Below are 15454 nucleotides of genomic sequence, written 5' to 3'. Positions count from 1 at the left end.
CCCTTCGACACCCGAAAGACCCTTCGACACCCGAAAGACACGGAAGAACCATGGCTGAAGTACTAGTGCTGGTCGATCACGCCGACGGCGCGCTGAAGAAGGTCACCAACGAACTGATCACCGCGGCGCGTGCGCTGGGCGAGCCGTCGGCCGTGGTGGTCGGCACGCCCGGCACGGCCGCCCCGCTGGTCGACGGGCTCAAGGCGGCCGGCGCCGCCAAGATCTACGTCGCCGAATCCGACATCGTCGACCAGTACCTGATCACCCCGCAGGTCGACGTGCTGGCCGCGCTCGCCGAATCCGTCGCTCCGGCCGGGGTGCTGATGGCGGCCAGCGCCGACGGCAAGGAGATCGCGGGCCGGCTGGCCGCCCGGATGGGTTCGGGTTTGCTGGTCGACGTGGTCGACGTGCAGCCCGGCGGCAAGGCGTTGTGGTCGATCTTCGGCGGCGCGTACACGGTCGAGGGTCAGGCCAACGGCGACACCCCGGTGATCACCGTGCGGGCCGGCGCGATCGAGCCTCAGCCCGCCGACGGTGCCGGCGAGCAGGTCACCGTCGAGGTGCCCGCGCCCGCCGAGAACGCCGCCCGGGTCGTCAAGCGTCAGCCCGCGGTCGCGGGCGACCGGCCGGAGCTGACCGAGGCCCCCATCGTGGTCGCCGGCGGCCGCGGCGTCGGCAGCGCCGAGAACTTTCACGTCGTCGAGGAGCTGGCCGACTCGCTCGGCGCGGCTGTCGGCGCTTCGCGCGCGGCCGTGGACTCCGGCTACTACCCGGGCCAGTTCCAGGTCGGTCAGACCGGCAAGACGGTGTCGCCTCAGCTGTACATCGCCCTGGGCATCTCCGGGGCGATCCAGCACCGCGCCGGCATGCAGACCTCCAAGACCATCGTCGCAGTCAACAAGGACGAGGAAGCGCCGATCTTCGAGATCGCCGACTACGGCATCGTGGGTGACCTGTTCAAAGTCGCGCCGCAGCTGACCGAGGCCGTCACCGCCCGCAAGGGCTGACGTGCCGGAACGCGGTGCGCGCCGCCTTGCCAAATCGTGACAATCGGGACAGCATTCCAGCATGGTTGCTGACGGCCGGGCCGGCGCCGGTGTGCCGGCGGCGCAGGACGCTGCGGCACCGACCGGCCGAGGCGGGCAGGTCATCGACTGGTGACTGAATTCGGCGGTGCGACATTCGACGCGGATGCCTTGCGGGAGAAGTATGCCCGCGAACGCCGGCGGCGGCTGCGGCCGGACGGCATCGCCCAGTACGTGCAGATCGCCGGCCCGTTCGCCCGCTTCGGCGACGACCCGTGGGCCGATCCGGGCTTTTCCCGCGATCCCCGCCGCGACGCGGTCGACGTCGCGGTCGTGGGCGCCGGGTTCGGCGGGCTGCTGATCGGAGCGCGGCTGCGCAAACTCGGCGTCGACGATGTGCGGCTGATCGACAAGGCCGCCGACGTGGGCGGCACCTGGTACTGGAATCGCTATCCCGGCATCGCCTGCGACGTCGAGTCCTACGTGTACATGCCGCTGCTCGAAGAGCTCGGCTACGTGCCGACCGAGAAGTACGCCAAGGGCGCAGAGATCTTCGCCCACTGCCGCCGTATCGCGCAGCACTACGACCTGTATCGCGACGCGTGCCTGCAGACCGAGGTCCAAGAGATCCGTTGGGACGCAGACGAATCCCGCTGGGTGATCTCCACCGATCGCGGCGACAAGATACGCGCGCGGTTCGTGGCGATGGCCAACGGCTATCTGCAGAAGCCGAAACTACCAGGCATACAGGGTATTACGACGTTTCGCGGACATGCGTTCCACACCAGCCGCTGGGACTACTCCTACACCGGCGACGACCTGTCCGGGCTCTCCGACAAACGGGTGGGCGTCATCGGCACCGGTGCGACGGCCATCCAGTGCGTTCCCCGCCTCGCCGAAGCGGCGCGGCACCTGCTGGTTTTCCAGCGCACCCCGTCGACGGTCGACGTACGGGCCAACCGGCCGACCGACCCGAAGTGGGCGGCGTCGCTGGAGCCGGGCTGGCAGCAGCGCCGGATCGAGAACTTCCAGATACTGACCGCCGGCGGCACGGCCGACGAGGACCTGGTCGACGACGCCTGGACCAGCCTCACCAAGAAGATGCCGATCGTGAACGAAAGCGGCCCGAACGCAGCGGAACTGGCCGACTTCGCCAAGATGGAAGAGATCCGGGCCCGCGTCGACATGGTTGTGGCCGACGCCGCCACCGCCGAGGCGCTCAAGCCGTGGTACGGCTATTACTGCAAACGGCCGTGCTTCCACGACGAGTACCTGAACGCGTTCAACGGGGAGAACGTCACGCTCGTCGACACCCGCGGCCGCGGTGTGCAGCAGATCACCGAGCGCGGGGTCGTCGTCGACGACGTCGAATACCCGCTCGACTGTTTGGTTTTCGCCACCGGGTTCGAGGTCGGCACCGACTATCGCCAGCGCACCGGCTTCGAGGTCGTCGGCCGCGGCGGCGTGACGCTCTCCGCGAAGTGGGCCGACGGGGTGCGCACCCTGCACGGCTTGCAGGTCAACGGTTTTCCCAACTGTTTCATCGAAAGCATCGCGCAGTCCGGCTTCACGGTGAACTTCCCCTACCTCATCGACACCCAGTCCCGCCATGTCGCCTGGGTGATCGCGTGGGCGCTCAACCACGGCGTCGCCGAGCTGGAACCGACCGCCGAGGCCGAGGCGGCCTGGGTCGACGCCGTCGTCGAGCGTTCCAGCGTCATCGCCGGGCGCCGCGAGTCGTGCACCCCCGGCTACTACAACCGGGAAGGTCACGCCGAAGCCCGGTTGAACCAGGACAGCTTCTTCTTCGGCAGCCCAACCGAATACGCCGACATCCTGGCGGCCTGGGGGGACGCCCGCAACTTCGACGGGCTCGATATCAGATACCGGGCAGGTGCGCCGACAAGCGCGACGCCATGACCGCGTCGGGCGCCACGGTGACCCCGCTGCTGATCGACGGCGATCTGGTGCCCGCCGGCGGCGGCACGTTCACGACGGTCAACCCCGCCACGGAGGAACCCCTGGGAGCGGCCGCCGACGGCGACGCGACCGACATGGACCGGGCGATCGCGGCGGCCCGGTCGGCGTTCGACGAGACGGAGTGGTGGCGCGACACCGGCCTGCGGGTGCACTGCCTGCGCCAGCTGCGCGACGCGCTCACCGGCGAGATCGAGCAGCTGCGCGCCGTCACGGTCGCCGAGGTCGGCGCCCCGGTGGCACTGACCTACGGCGGCCAGCTGCAGACCCCGGTCGACGGGCTGGGCTATGCGGCCGACCTGGCCGAGAACTACCGGTGGACAACCGATCTGGGCGAGGCGTCGCCGCTGGGTATCAGGACCAGGCGCACGATCGCCCGCGAGCCGTTCGGCGTGGTCGGGGCGGTGACGCCGTGGAACTTCCCGCACCACATCACTTTCGCCAAGCTGGGGCCCGCGCTGGCCGCCGGCAACACCGTCGTGCTGAAACCGGCGCCGGACACGCCGTGGTGCGCCGCCGAGGTCGGGCGGATCATCGCCGAGAAGACCGACTTTCCCGCCGGCGTGGTCAACGTCGTCACCAGCAGCGACCATCGCGTCGGCGCGCAGCTGGTCGCCGATCCCCGCGTCGACCTGGTGTCGTTCACCGGGTCGACGGCGACGGGCCGGTCGGTGATGGCGGCCGCGGCGGCGAATGTCACCAAGGTGTTTCTCGAACTCGGCGGCAAGTCGGCGTTCCTGGTCCTCGACGACGCCGACCTGGCCGCGGCGTGCGCGGCGGCGGCGTCGGCCGTCTGCGTGCACGCCGGGCAGGGCTGCGCCCTGACCACCCGGCTGGTGGTGCCGCGGGCGCGCCACGACGAGGCGGTCGCGGCGGTGGTGGCGGCCATGTCGCGGGTGCGGGTCGGCGATCCCCGCGACCCGGCGACCATCTGCGGGCCGCTGATCTCGGCCACCCAGCGCGACCGGGTGCAGCGCTACCTCGACCTGGCGATCACCGAGGGCGGATCGTTCGCGTGCGGCGGGGGGCGGCCCGCCGGCCTGGACACCGGTTTCTACATCGAGCCGACGGTGGTGACCGGGTTGAGCAATGCCGACCGGGTGGCCCGCGAGGAGATCTTCGGGCCGGTGCTGGTGGTGCTCGGCCACGACGGTGACACCGATGCGGTGCGGATCGCCAACGACTCGCCCTACGGGCTCTCGGCCACGGTGTTCGGCGCCGATCCGGGTCGCGTCGGCCGGGTGGTGTCGCGGGTGCGCACCGGCACCGTCAACGTCAACGGCGGCGTCTGGTACGCGGTCGACGCGCCGTTCGGCGGCTACAAGCAGTCGGGCATCGGGCGCGAGATGGGGCTCGCCGGCTTCGAGGAGTACCTGGAGACCAAGCTGGTCGCGGTGGCCGCCGGATGATCGACCCGCAGGTGCTCGCCGGGCTCGCCCCGCTGCGCGCCGAACCCGCCCCCGACCGGCCCGCCGTCGGGGACGTCGCGACGCGGCGGGTCAACGCCCGCCGGATGTTCGAGCAGCTGGCCGCCGCGCGTCCGGCGGTCCGGCAGATCGACGTCCGGTCCTACCAGACGGTGTCCGAGGACGGCACGGCGGTGCCGTTGCGCTGGTACCGGCCCGCCGGTTCGTCGTCGGCGCCGGGCGGCGCGGTGCTCTACCTGCACGGCGGCGGGATGATCTTCGGCATGGAAGACGTTGGTGGCCTGTATGATTCGGTCGTCCGCGGGTACGTCACGGCCTCCGGGGTGCCGATGCTGGTCGTCGACTACCGGATCGCGCCGGAGTTTGCCCACCCTGTCCCGCTGCAGGACTGCTGCGCGGGCCTGGTGTGGCTGGCCGGTCACGCCGGTGAGCTCGGCGCCGACCCGGCCCGGCTGGCGGTGATGGGCGACAGCGCCGGCGGCGGGCTGGCCGCGGGTCTGTGTCTGTGGGCGCGCGACCGCGGCGGGCCGCCGGTCGCCCGGCAGCTGCTGGTCTATCCGATGCTCGACGACCGGACGTCGGCGCCGGATTCGCGGCTGCTGCCCTTCGCGACGTGGACCTACGACGACAACGTCACCGGCTGGCACGCGCTGCTCGGCGAGGCGGCCGGCGGGGCCGGAGTGTCCCCGTATGCCGCCGCGGCGCGGGCGGCGGACCTGTCCGGGCTGCCCAGCGCCTACCTCGACGTCGGCGAACTCGACGTCTTCCGCGACGAGGACGTCGGCTACGCGCGCCGGCTCGGGCAGGCGGGAGTGCCCACGGAACTGCACGTTCACCCCGGATGCCCGCACGCGTTCGAATTGCTGGCCCCGGACGCGGACGTGTCGCGGCGCGCCGTCGCCGACCGGGTCCGGGTTTTGCGATCGGTGTAGCAGGCCTGCGAAAACCGTTCGGGCTCAGCAGATCCCGAAATCAATGACACCCCGGATCAGCGTGCCGGCGAGCAGGTCGTCGAACGCGTCGTTGATGTCGTCGAGCCGATAGCGCCGGGTGACCATCTCGTCGAGCAGCAGGCGGCCCGACTCGTACAGCGTTGCCAGCAAGGGAATGTCGGAGCGCGGACTGCACGAGCCGAACAGGGTGCCGCACAGGTTCTTGTTCATCAGGATGAATTCCTGCAGGTTGAGGTCGACCGAGCGGACCAGCGGCGAACACATTCCGGTCAGCACCGCGGTGCCGCCCTTGCGGGTCAGCGTCAGCGCGTCGTCGACGTCGGTCTGGGTGATCGTCGACGGGGCGAGCACGACGGCGTCGGCCATCACCCCACGGGTCAGCTCGCGGACCAGCTCGACGGCCTGCTGCACGGTCGCCGCGACGTGCGTCGCGCCGAAGCCGGGCGCGCACGCGCGTTTGAAGTCGACGGGGTCCACCGCGACGATCCGGGCCGCGCCGCTGATCCGCGCCCCCTGGATGGCCGCCGACCCGATGCCGCCGGCGCCGACGACGACCACCGTGTCGCCGTCGCGTACCCCGGCCCGGTAGACCGCGGAGCCGTAACCGGTGGGGACGGCGCAGGCCAGCAGCGCGGCGGGCACCAGCGGCAGCTGCGGCTCGATTCGGACCAGCGACTCGGCGGCGACGACGGTGTGCTCGGCGAACGCGCCGATCTTCGACGTGTGCCCGAGGTCGTGGCCGTCGGCGCTGTGATGCCGAAACGTCCCGTCGGTGGGCATCCCGGGCACCAGCGTGCCGGCGCCGACATCGCACAGATACTCCACACCGCTGGCGCACCACCGACATCGACCGCACACCGCCAGGAACGAGGTGACGACGTGGTCGCCCGGCCGCAGACCGGTGACGCCGTCGCCGACCTCCACGACGACGCCCGCGCCCTCGTGGCCGGCGATCGTCGGCGTCCTCGCCGGCAGGCCTCGCGCGCTCAGCACGTCGCGGGGCGCGGCCAGGTAGCCGCGGCGGATGTGGTCGTCGGAGTGGCACAGCCCGGCCGCCGCCATCGCCACCAGCACCTCGCCGACGCGCGGGGGGTCCAGCTCGAAATCCTCGACCGACCATGGCCCGTCGACTTCACGAAGGATGGCGGCGCGGCTTCGCACCGCCATACCGTAACCGTTACAACCGTAACCCGCGGGATTGTCGCGACGTCCGCATCTGCGGCGGCCTGCGCCCTCCCGGCCGCCGTCGGCATCCGTCGGCGCCGGTATCCTGGGCCGGTCATGGTGTACCTCGATCATGCCGCCACCACCCCGATGTACCCCGAAGCCATCGAGGCGATGACGGCCGCGCTGCGCACCGTCGGCAACGCCTCGTCGCTGCACACCGCCGGCCGGGCCGCGCGGCGGCGGATGGAGGAGTCCCGGGAGCTGATCGCCGACCGGCTCGGGGCGCGCCCGTCCGAGGTGATCTTCACCGCCGGCGGCACCGAGAGCGACAACCTCGCCGTCAAGGGAATCTACTGGGCGCGCCGCGCCGCTGACGCGCGCCGCCGCCGCATCGTCACCACCGAGGTGGAGCATCACGCGGTGCTCGACGCGGTGAGCTGGCTCGTCGACCACGACGGCGCCGACGTGACCTGGCTGCCGACCGCCCCGGACGGGTCGGTGCCGGCGTCCGCGCTGCGCGACGTGCTGCAAGCCCACGACGACGTCGCGCTGGTGTCGGCGATGTGGGCCAACAACGAAGTCGGCACCATCATGCCGGTCAGTGAACTCGCTGTCGTCGCAGCGGAATTCGACGTTCCCATGCACGCCGACGCGGTCCAGGCCGTCGGGCAGCTGCCGGTCGGCTTCGCCGCGAGCGGGCTGGCCGCGATGAGCGTGGCCGCCCACAAGTTCGGCGGCCCGCCCGGCGTCGGCGCGCTGCTGCTGCGACGCGACGTCAGCTGTGTGCCGCTGTCCCACGGCGGCGGGCAGGAACGCGACATTCGTTCCGGCACAACCGATGTGGCCGGCGCGGCCGGAATGGCGACGGCGCTGCGGATTGCGGTCGACGGCCTGGCCGCCAACAGCGCGCGGCTGCGCGCGCTGCGTGACCGGCTGATCGACGGGGTGCTGGCCGGCGTCGACGATGCCCGCCTCAACGGTGCGCGAGAGGCCCGGCTGCCGGGCAACACGCACTTCACGTTCACCGGGTGTGAGGGCGATTCGCTGCTGATGCTGTTGGACGCCAACGGAATCGAGTGCTCGACCGGGTCGGCGTGCACGGCCGGGGTGGCCCAGCCGTCGCACGTGCTGCTCGCGATGGGAGCCGACGCGGCCAGCGCGCGCGGATCACTGCGACTGTCGTTGGGGCACACCAGCGCCGACGCCGACGTCGACGCGGTGCTGCGGGTGCTGCCGGGCGCGGTGGACCGCGCCCGGCAGGCTGCGCTGGCCGCGGCGGGGGTGTCGCGGTGAAGGTGCTGGCCGCGATGAGCGGTGGCGTCGACTCGTCGGTGGCCGCCGCCCGCATGGTCGACTCCGGCCACGACGTGGTCGGAGTGCATCTGGCGCTGTCGGCCGCACCCGGCACGTTGCGCACCGGTTCACGGGGCTGCTGCTCCAAGGAGGACGCCGGTGATGCCCGCCGCGTCGCCGACATCCTGGGAATCCCCTTCTACGTATGGGACTTCGCCGACAAGTTTCAGGCCGACGTGATCGACGACTTCGTGTCGTCCTACGCTCGCGGCGAAACGCCCAACCCGTGCGTGCGCTGCAACGAGCGGATCAAGTTCTCGGCGCTGGCGGCACGGGCGCTGGCGCTGGGCTTCGACGCGGTGGCCACCGGCCACTACGCCCGGCTCGCCGGCGGCCGGCTGCGCCGTGCGGTGGACCGCGACAAGGACCAGTCTTACGTGCTGGCGGTGCTGACCGCCGAGCAGCTGCGTCATGCCGCGTTCCCGGTCGGCGACACACCCAAGCCGGCGATCCGCGCGGAAGCCGCCCGCCGCGGTCTGGCCGTCGCGGACAAGCCGGACAGCCACGACATCTGCTTCATCCCGTCCGGCGACACCCGCGCGTTCCTGGGCGCCCGGCTCGGCGTGCGGCCCGGCACCGTGGTCGACGCCCGCGGGGCGGTGCTGGCCCAACACGCCGGGGTGCACGGGTTCACCGTCGGGCAGCGCAAAGGGCTGGGCATCGCCGGGCCGGGGCCGGACGGCAGGCCGCGCTACGTGACCGCCGTCGATGCCGGCACCGCCACCGTGCGGGTCGGCGCCGCCGCGGATCTCGACGTGTGGGAACTCACCGGGCGCGGCCCGGTGTTCACCCGCGGGACCGCGCCGGCCGGACCCGTCGAGTGCGCGGTGCAAGTGCGAGCGCACGGCGAAACCGTCAGCGGCACAGCCGAAGTGGTTGACGACGAGCTCGCGGTGCGGCTGCGCGACCCGCTGCGGGGCGTGGCGTGCGGCCAGACGGTGGTCCTCTACCGGCCCGATCCCGACGGCGACGAGGTGATCGGCAGCGCCACCATCGCCGCGACCGCCTGACCGTTTTCCGAACGTGTAGTGACGGCGAAAATCCGGCCCTCGATGTCACGCGGTTGGTGGTCGTAGCGCTACTTCTTGTCGCGGGTAAACGGCAGCCGGTGTAGCCGGAGAGGACGAAGTTGCCCGCCCGCCGCCCCTTTCGCGGTCTGCACTATCTTCGCCCAATCTTGTTCAGACACGGCGACGTTCTCCGCAGCCTCATCCGGGAGAAAGTATCTTTTCGCATCTGTTTGCGCGTAGGGCCGCTGGTATCCAAGGCCGGAGCCTTCGCGGGGCGTCTCCGAGGTGATCGACGGAATCAGTTTGCTTGCACCCTCACCGCTGAGCTCGATGATCTGCTGGCCAGCGACGACGTCGAGGTCAGCGAGGCGCAGCTGCTGCTCCTGGGTGAACTGACCTGCGAGGATTTGGCTGAGGGGTTGGGCGCGGCAGTGTCGGAAAAGCGTTCTGCGCCAGCTGTATGAGGCCGCGCGGTCGTGTGAGCACGAGGGACATTGCTGCACGCCAGGCGCTGGTTTCGGTGGGCATCCTGGTGACGGCCGATGAGACGATGAAGCTGGCGCCCATCGGCGTCGGTGTCGTTGCCGACCACGTCGTATTGGGCCGCAGTCAACAGGCAGGTGGGGCGCGGGACGGTGGCCGAACGATGGGGGCATCGGTTGTCGGCCTCAGATCGATCTAATTCGGACCAGATGCCCCGCACAGCCCGCTCGGCAAAGGGCCAAAAAAATGGTGATTGCATTGCAGCGCAAGCGAACGCACTAATTGTCCAGCCCAGTCGTCCCGGAATTAGCCTTCCCCGGGGAGGTTCGTGGAGTGCGACGACGGCTGCTGTTATTCCTCGTCGGGAACGTTATCCACGTCGTCTTCGGTTACGTCGTCGATGTGGAGGTGGTCGAGGATCTTTCCGAGGCGAAGTTCGGACTTGATGCCGGCCCGGCGCAGGTGATTCAGCGTGTCGCCGTAGCCGCCGTCGATGTCGGCCAGCCTTGCCTCCAAGGCCGCTGTGCGACGTTCCAGCGTTTGAATCGATGCCACGCGAGTTAGTCCCTTCCCGTGTTGGTCCCGTTGTAGCGCTTGGCTTCTGGCCGCTGAGGCCGCAATAGTTCGGTGGGGTCGACGCCGAAGTGCTCGGCGAGCGCGTACAGGGTTTCCAGGGTGATGTTTTTGCGGCCGGCTTCGATCGCGCTCAGGTATGGCCGTGCAAGCCCGACAGCGGCCGCGGCGGCGGCCTGAGTCTCGCCGGCGGATTTCCGCAGCTCGCGCAGGCGCTGCCCCAGGAGATGCAAAGTGCCCTCAATCCGCACGTGTTAACTATAGACGACACATCGTGCTGTCATCTCTGGGTCGGTTTAGCAACGGAACGAATCTGGGTGTTTCGGCGATCTTGGTCCACCGGACGCCGCACGAAGTCCGCACCGAACACTTGAATTCACAGCTCCCGGATTTGGTGTCCAGCAGCATCAGTGTGCGGCCCGGGCCGGCTGTGACGGCCGGGCTGCGCGTGCTTGATCGCGCTCACTGTCGTCACCTCGCCGGGGGAAGCGCTGGCGCTACTTCTTGTCACGCGGCAAACGGCAGCCGGTATAGCCGGAGACAACGAGGTTGCCCGCGTAGCCGACTTTGATGAATATCCCGGTGGGACCGTAGAAGCCCACGTCGTGGTGTCCTGGCTCGTCTTTCATGACCTGGGTGTCGGTGGCGTCGAGCTTGGCGGCCGCCTCTTTCGCGGTCTGCACTATCTTCGCCCAGTCTTGCTCAGACACGGCGACGTTCTCCGCGACTTCATCTGGGAGAAAATATCCTTTCCCATCTGTTTGCTCGTAGGGCCGCTGGCAGCCAAGGCCGGAGCCTTCGCTGGGCGTCTCCCAGGTGATCGACGGAATGAGCTTGCTTGCGCCCGTGGTGATCTCGTTCATCGCGGCTTGCACTTGGGCCTTGGTGGCTTCGAAGGAGGGCAGGGCCTTGAGTTGGTCGAGGGCTTTTGCCGCCTCGGTGGGCGGGGTGGGTTCGTACGGTTTGTACACGTGGCATCCTGAGGTAGCTAGTGCGATGAGGACCATCGCGGCCGATAGAAGGCTGTAGCCATGGTGGGGGTGTTTGTTCATCTGGTGGTGTTCAGTTTCGGCGTATCGGTGTGAGTCCGGCGATGACGGCGGCGATGTTGTAGCCGCTGGTGCGGGGCTGGCCGTTGTCGCCTTGTTGGGGGTATCGGCTGTGCGCGTGCGACCCGCTCACGCCCTCCAGGGTGCGGCCGTCGGGCACGGTGGTGGGCCCGGTGGCGAGGTGGGTGAAGTCGGGGTTGGTGGCCGGGTTGGGTCCGAAGTCCCCGAACTCGTTGTTGAGATACGTCCCGAGAATCGGAATGCCCAGGCCGATGGATCTGGTGTCGTAGGCCCGTTGGATGGGGTCGTCGGGGGCTTCCATGGCGTAGACGTGACCGGGTTGCAGGTGCAGCTGGGCGGGGGTGGAGGCCTCGATGCCGGGCGAGCCGTAGAACACGGCGTTCGTGACGCCGTGATTGCCGGGCTCTTGCAAAGCCAGGCCGGTGGTCAGCGACCCGTACGAGTGCCCGATCGCGGTCAGCTGGAACGGGCCTCCCTGGTGGCTGGCTCCCAGCCCGTCGTAGAACCGGGCCAAGTCGTGCGCCCCCGCGCGGGCCAGGTTGTCGTGGGTGACATCCCACCCGCCCGATAGTGAGCTGCCGAGGTGATCCCAGCCGGGCACGTGCGGGGTGTCGTAACCGATCCAGGCGATCGCCGACACAGTGTCGTCCCCGTGGCCGGGAGTTAAGTGCAGTTGCCTGAGGGCTTCCGTCCTCAGCTTGGTTGCTTCATCGGCCATGCTCCCAATCGAGTCGTGCACGGTGGTGTTCAGCCCGGGTGCGGTGACCGACACGTGGGTGGCGGTGTCGGGGTCGCCGACGGCGATGACGGCGTGCACCTGCTTCCCGGATTTGGTGTCCAGCAGCATCAGTGTGCGGTCCGGGCTGAGCTTGACGGCTTTGTCGACGGCTTGCAGGTCGGGCAGGTACTTGGCGCCGTCGCGGGCGGCGTCGTAGTGGCGTTGCCAGGCCTCGTAGGCTTGCCGGTCGGCGAAGATCGCGCCCGGCTCATTGGGATGAGGAATGTTTCTGCCCGCCGCCCAATCAGGGTGCTGGTTCTTCAGCGCGTCGGCTCGTGCGGCAGCGGCCCTGGCTTGCGCCAGCTCGTCGGCGAGGTGGCGCTGGTTGTAATGCTTGTAGCCCAAATGGTCCGCCGGGTCGCGCGGCATCCCGGGATGGTTGCCGATGTTGTGGTCGTGGCTGTAGAGCCAGTCTTTTTCTTGCGGGGTCAGTGTGTCCCACAGGTCGTGGAATTGTTTGGGGTCCTCGGGCAGCGGTCCCGATAGCGCCGCCCGCACGTCGGGACGGGTTTCGGCCGGTCCGGTCGCGTCGTGGCCGGCCGTGGTGATCGCGCGAGCCAGATCGTCGTCGGCGATGTCGGCGTCGGCGAGCACCCTGGTGATCCGCCCGTCAAGTTCGGCCTGATGCTGCTGGTTGGGCGGGTAGTCCATGTCCAGCCCGTCGATGGCGGTGACTGTCCCGGTGGCGCGGTCGATGGTGAACCCCCACGCATACGCATCCCGGTCGATGCCGCTCAGGGTGTCTTTGACGGTTTGGACGTCGTCGGCGGCTTTGCCGAACGCCAGGCTGACCGACTGCATTTCGTCGGCGTGCGCAACCAGATGTGTGCTCAGCGTGTCCAACGACTCCCGGGCGGCGTCCCCGCCGCTGCCCTGCCAGCTGGCAATCAGAGGCAACCGGCGCAGCCCCTCCCTCACGTCGGCGGCGCTGGCACCCCGTTTGCCCAACGCCGTCGACACCTGACGAAGACAACCGGAATCCCAGCGATCGATGTCGGCAAGCGTGAGCGGCATCAGATGTCGCCGGTGATATGTCCCGCGCTGGCCTCATCAGCAGCCGTGTATTGTCGGCCGGCGACTCTAAAGCCCTGCTCATGCTCGGCTATCGAACCGCACAGCTGCTCGGTGGCCTCCTGCCATTCGGCGAGTTTGGCTTGTAGGGCTGCCGCCGAGGCGCCCACGCAGCCAGCTTGCGCGCTGTCGATATCGCTGTCGGCGCCGGCGTGGGCGGCCCGCAGATTCGCGTGATGCACGCTCATATGGTCCGCCGAGAGGTGCAGGTCAACCGGATCGACCCGTAACTCTTCAGCCACGGCATGCCTCCCAGAAATTGGCTGGTGGGCAAATTTTAGCCGCCCTCCCGGCAGGGCGTACGCACGAATTATCCCGGCCCAAGTCGGTGCGTCGTGGCGTTCAGCCGGGGACCCGCGCGGCGATGTTGGTGATCACGATGTCGGACACCGATGCCGGAAACCCGCAGAACGTGACTTCCACCAGCACCACCGACTTGAGCCGGTAGTCGCGTCCGCAGTCGCCCGGACGGGTGTGCAGCGACTGCGCGTCGGCGTGCCAGTCGCCGACGAACGCCCAGCCGGAGGATGTCGTCGCGCAGCGGTCGACCGTCGCCACCAGGGCGTCGAAGGCGCGCCGCGCGGTGCCGGCGTCGCGGTAGGCGGCGGCGCCTTCGGAGATCAGGCCGCCGCGGGGAGGGTACTGGTAGGTGGTCTTGTGGAAGGCGCCGACGTCGGGGCCGAACGTCGCCGTCTCCTCGTAGACGAACCGGCATTCCGGCGGCGCGGTCGCGGCCAGCGATCCGATGTCCACCGGGGAGTTGCCGTCCATCGACGGGATGACCGTCAGGTGTTCGTCGCTGCCGGTGATCGCCCGCATCTGCGACTGGTCGAGCAGGATGTCGTCGACGTCGACGCCCGCGGCCACGCCGCCCGGCGCCGGCAGCGCGGCGCCGTCCACCACGCGGGTGCACGCCGTGCCCAGCAGCATCACGCAGCAGCACACCAGCCGTCGCCACATAATCGTCCAGGGTCGCCCAGGTCCTTTCCTGCATCCGAGCGTAGTCACGGCGCCCCGGTGAGCGAAAATGCCGTCGAATACGGTTGCCCGGTGAATGTTTTCGCGACGGCCAGCGGCATCGGGTCGTGGCCCGGCGGGTCGGCGCGGCAGGCCGCGCGGGTTGTCGTCGGCGAACTGGGCGACGCGCTGGCCCACCTCGTCGAGCTGCCCGGCAGGGGAGTGGGCGCTGACATGATCGGGCGGGCCGGCGCGCTGCTGGTCGACATCGCCGTCGACACGGTGCCGCGCGGCTACCGCATCGCGGCCCGGCCCGGCGCGGTGACCCGCCGGGCGGTCAGTCTGCTCGACGAGGACGTCGACGCCCTGGAAGAGGCCTGGGAGACGGCCGGAATGCGGGGCGGTGGGCGCGCGGTCAAGGTGCAGGCACCCGGGCCGGTCACGCTGGCTGCCCAGGTGGAGCTGGCCAACGGGCACCGGGCCATCACCGACCCGGGCGCGGCGCGCGACCTGGCCGCGTCGCTGGCCGAAGGGGTGGCCGCGCACCGCGCGGCGCTGCAGCGGCGGCTCGACACACCGGTGGTGGTGCAGTTCGACGAGCCGTCGCTGCCGGCGGCTCTCGCCGGACGGCTGACCGGAGTGACGGCACTGAACCCGGTGCCCCCGATCGACGACACCCTGGCCACCACCCTGCTCGACATCTGCGCGGCCGCGGCCGGCGCCGACGTCGCGGTGCACAGCAGCGGCCCGGACATCCCGTGGAACGTGTTGCAGCGCAGCACTATCACCGCAGTCATGGTGGACCCTGTCCCGTTCGGATCCGCCGATTTGGATGCGCTCGCGGAGTTCGTCGACTCGGGCCGCACGCTCGTGCTGGGCGCGGTGGCCGCCACCGAGCCGGCACGACCGCCGTCGGCCGACCAGGTCGCCGCCGACGTGGCGGCGGTGATCGACCGGCTCGGCTTCGGCCGCTGCGCGCTGCGCGACCGGGTCGGCGTCACCCCGGCCCGCGGGCTGGCCGACGCGACGCCGGGGTGGGCGCGCACCGCTGTCGGCCTGGCACGCACAGCCGCCGAAGCGTTCGCCGCGGACCCCGACGCGATCTGACCGGTGTCCCCAACATCTGGACACGGCCGCCGCGGGTGACTACGTTGACCAGCTAATGGTCCGTTGAGTTTTCTCTCAGGTGAGGCGTTGCCGATGACCGTGATTCGTCGCCGATCGCGCGGCACCCCTCGTGTTCGTCGGGGAAGTGCGGCAGCGCTCGGTGTCGCGGCCTTCCTGTCGGCTGCGGCGGCGCCTCTGGCGGCGGCGCCCAGCGCGCACGCCGATCTGCTGGACGTGATCGTCGACCCGCTGCTCAGCGCGGTGGCCGCGGTGAATGCCGTCGAGGCGGATGCGCTGGCATCGTCTGTCGGCGCGGCCAACGAGGTTGCCGGCGCGGGGATTGCCCAGCTGTCGGACACCGCGGCGGCCGTCGAGGTGGCGGTGCAGGCGTGGATCAGCAGCCCGGTGGGTGCGGCGGTCGACGGCGTGCTCAACGCTCCCGCGGTGGCGGTGTTCGGGCGGGATCTGGTCGGTAACGGGATCACTGTGGATGCCGCCGACAC

The 15454-nt window shown here is 70.0% G+C and carries 15 protein-coding genes and 1 pseudogene; 8 read left to right on the top strand and 8 right to left on the bottom strand.

The genetic code is table 11. The features are described from left to right. Positions 1-50 precede the first annotated feature (50 nt). The 4 genes from ABDW21_RS10280 to ABDW21_RS10265 all read left to right on the top strand — a co-directional run bounded on the left by ABDW21_RS10280 (position 51) and on the right by ABDW21_RS10265 (position 5361). The gene (locus ABDW21_RS10280) at positions 51-1007 is read left to right on the top strand and encodes an electron transfer flavoprotein subunit alpha/FixB family protein (protein ID WP_343598798.1); all 957 of its coding nucleotides are present in this window, start codon (positions 51-53) and stop codon (positions 1005-1007) included. 150 nt (positions 1008-1157) lie between these two features. Continuing rightward, positions 1158-2945: an NAD(P)/FAD-dependent oxidoreductase gene (locus ABDW21_RS10275; RefSeq protein WP_343598797.1), complete on the top strand. Its 1788-nt coding sequence runs from the start codon at positions 1158-1160 to the stop codon at positions 2943-2945. Beyond that, positions 2942-4411 carry an aldehyde dehydrogenase gene (locus tag ABDW21_RS10270; RefSeq protein ID WP_343710415.1) on the top strand — a complete coding sequence of 490 codons (1470 nt, stop codon included), beginning with the start codon at positions 2942-2944 and terminating at the stop codon, positions 4409-4411. The genes ABDW21_RS10275 and ABDW21_RS10270 overlap by 4 nt, the downstream gene beginning before the upstream one ends. After that, positions 4408-5361 carry an alpha/beta hydrolase gene (locus ABDW21_RS10265; RefSeq protein ID WP_343710414.1) on the top strand — a complete coding sequence of 318 codons (954 nt, stop codon included), beginning with the start codon at positions 4408-4410 and terminating at the stop codon, positions 5359-5361. Before ABDW21_RS10270 ends, ABDW21_RS10265 begins: the two co-directional genes overlap by 4 nt. A 24-nt stretch (positions 5362-5385) precedes the next feature. Here the strand turns inward: ABDW21_RS10265 and ABDW21_RS10260 are convergent, their stop codons facing one another. Beyond that, positions 5386-6543 (bottom strand): Zn-dependent alcohol dehydrogenase, encoded by a 1158-nt coding sequence (locus ABDW21_RS10260; protein ID WP_343710417.1) that lies wholly within the window; start codon positions 6541-6543, stop codon positions 5386-5388. Positions 6544-6663: 120 nt separating this feature from the next. Between ABDW21_RS10260 and ABDW21_RS10255 the strand changes: the two genes are divergently transcribed. Further along, positions 6664-7842: a cysteine desulfurase family protein gene (locus ABDW21_RS10255; RefSeq protein WP_343598792.1), complete on the top strand. Its 1179-nt coding sequence runs from the start codon at positions 6664-6666 to the stop codon at positions 7840-7842. Further along, complete coding sequence (gene mnmA, locus ABDW21_RS10250; RefSeq protein ID WP_343598790.1) at positions 7839-8912, top strand: tRNA 2-thiouridine(34) synthase MnmA; 1074 nt, start codon at positions 7839-7841, stop codon at positions 8910-8912. Before ABDW21_RS10255 ends, mnmA begins: the two co-directional genes overlap by 4 nt. A gap of 68 nt (positions 8913-8980) precedes the next feature. Here the strand turns inward: mnmA and ABDW21_RS10245 are convergent, their stop codons facing one another. The 7 genes from ABDW21_RS10245 to ABDW21_RS10215 all read right to left on the bottom strand — a co-directional run bounded on the left by ABDW21_RS10245 (position 8981) and on the right by ABDW21_RS10215 (position 13847). Continuing rightward, entirely contained in the window at positions 8981-9415 is a 435-nt protein-coding gene (locus ABDW21_RS10245) for a hypothetical protein (RefSeq protein ID WP_343598789.1), read from the bottom strand. Between the two features lie 331 nt (positions 9416-9746). Next, positions 9747-9950: a hypothetical protein gene (locus tag ABDW21_RS10240; RefSeq protein ID WP_343598787.1), complete on the bottom strand. Its 204-nt coding sequence runs from the start codon at positions 9948-9950 to the stop codon at positions 9747-9749. Between the two features lie 5 nt (positions 9951-9955). Beyond that, entirely contained in the window at positions 9956-10219 is a 264-nt protein-coding gene (locus tag ABDW21_RS10235; protein ID WP_343598786.1) for a helix-turn-helix transcriptional regulator, read from the bottom strand. 246 nt (positions 10220-10465) lie between these two features. Beyond that, on the bottom strand, positions 10466-10939 hold the full coding sequence (locus ABDW21_RS10230; RefSeq protein ID WP_343598784.1) for an LppA family lipoprotein: 474 nt from the start codon (positions 10937-10939) through the stop codon (positions 10466-10468). A 91-nt stretch (positions 10940-11030) separates the two neighbouring features. After that, entirely contained in the window at positions 11031-12830 is a 1800-nt protein-coding gene (locus tag ABDW21_RS10225; protein ID WP_343598782.1) for an alpha/beta hydrolase, read from the bottom strand. Next, positions 12830-13129 carry a WXG100 family type VII secretion target gene (locus ABDW21_RS10220; RefSeq protein WP_343598780.1) on the bottom strand — a complete coding sequence of 100 codons (300 nt, stop codon included), beginning with the start codon at positions 13127-13129 and terminating at the stop codon, positions 12830-12832. Before ABDW21_RS10220 ends, ABDW21_RS10225 begins: the two co-directional genes overlap by 1 nt. A 100-nt stretch (positions 13130-13229) precedes the next feature. Further along, positions 13230-13847, bottom strand: coding sequence for a sensor domain-containing protein (locus ABDW21_RS10215; protein ID WP_343598779.1), 618 nt, complete (start codon positions 13845-13847; stop codon positions 13230-13232). Positions 13848-13937: 90 nt separating this feature from the next. On the opposite strand from ABDW21_RS10215, the gene ABDW21_RS10210 reads away from it, so the two are divergent. Then, positions 13938-14951 (top strand): methionine synthase, encoded by a 1014-nt coding sequence (locus tag ABDW21_RS10210; RefSeq protein ID WP_343598777.1) that lies wholly within the window; start codon positions 13938-13940, stop codon positions 14949-14951. Between the two features lie 93 nt (positions 14952-15044). Then, positions 15045-15454 (top strand): annotated as a pseudogene (locus ABDW21_RS10205) (hypothetical protein); the annotation flags it as partial.

Source organism: Mycobacterium sp. (assembly GCF_039583805.1).
Lineage (GTDB): Bacteria > Actinomycetota > Actinomycetes > Mycobacteriales > Mycobacteriaceae > Mycobacterium.
The sequence above is the reverse complement of the archived record's forward strand: the minus strand, read 5'-3'. Positions and strand labels throughout refer to the sequence as shown.

What these genes read in the sequence shown, in the direction of transcription:
- ABDW21_RS10280 (WP_343598798.1), top strand. Translation starts at nt 51, where the DNA reads ATGGCTGAAGTACTAGTGCTGGTCGATCACGCCGACGGCGCGCTGAAG.
- ABDW21_RS10270 (WP_343710415.1), top strand. Translation starts at nt 2,942, where the DNA reads ATGACCGCGTCGGGCGCCACGGTGACCCCGCTGCTGATCGACGGCGAT.
- ABDW21_RS10265 (WP_343710414.1), top strand. Translation starts at nt 4,408, where the DNA reads ATGATCGACCCGCAGGTGCTCGCCGGGCTCGCCCCGCTGCGCGCCGAA.
- ABDW21_RS10255 (WP_343598792.1), top strand. Translation starts at nt 6,664, where the DNA reads ATGGTGTACCTCGATCATGCCGCCACCACCCCGATGTACCCCGAAGCC.
- ABDW21_RS10225 (WP_343598782.1), bottom strand. Translation starts at nt 12,830, where the DNA reads ATGCCGCTCACGCTTGCCGACATCGATCGCTGGGATTCCGGTTGTCTT.
- ABDW21_RS10215 (WP_343598779.1), bottom strand. Translation starts at nt 13,847, where the DNA reads ATGTGGCGACGGCTGGTGTGCTGCTGCGTGATGCTGCTGGGCACGGCG.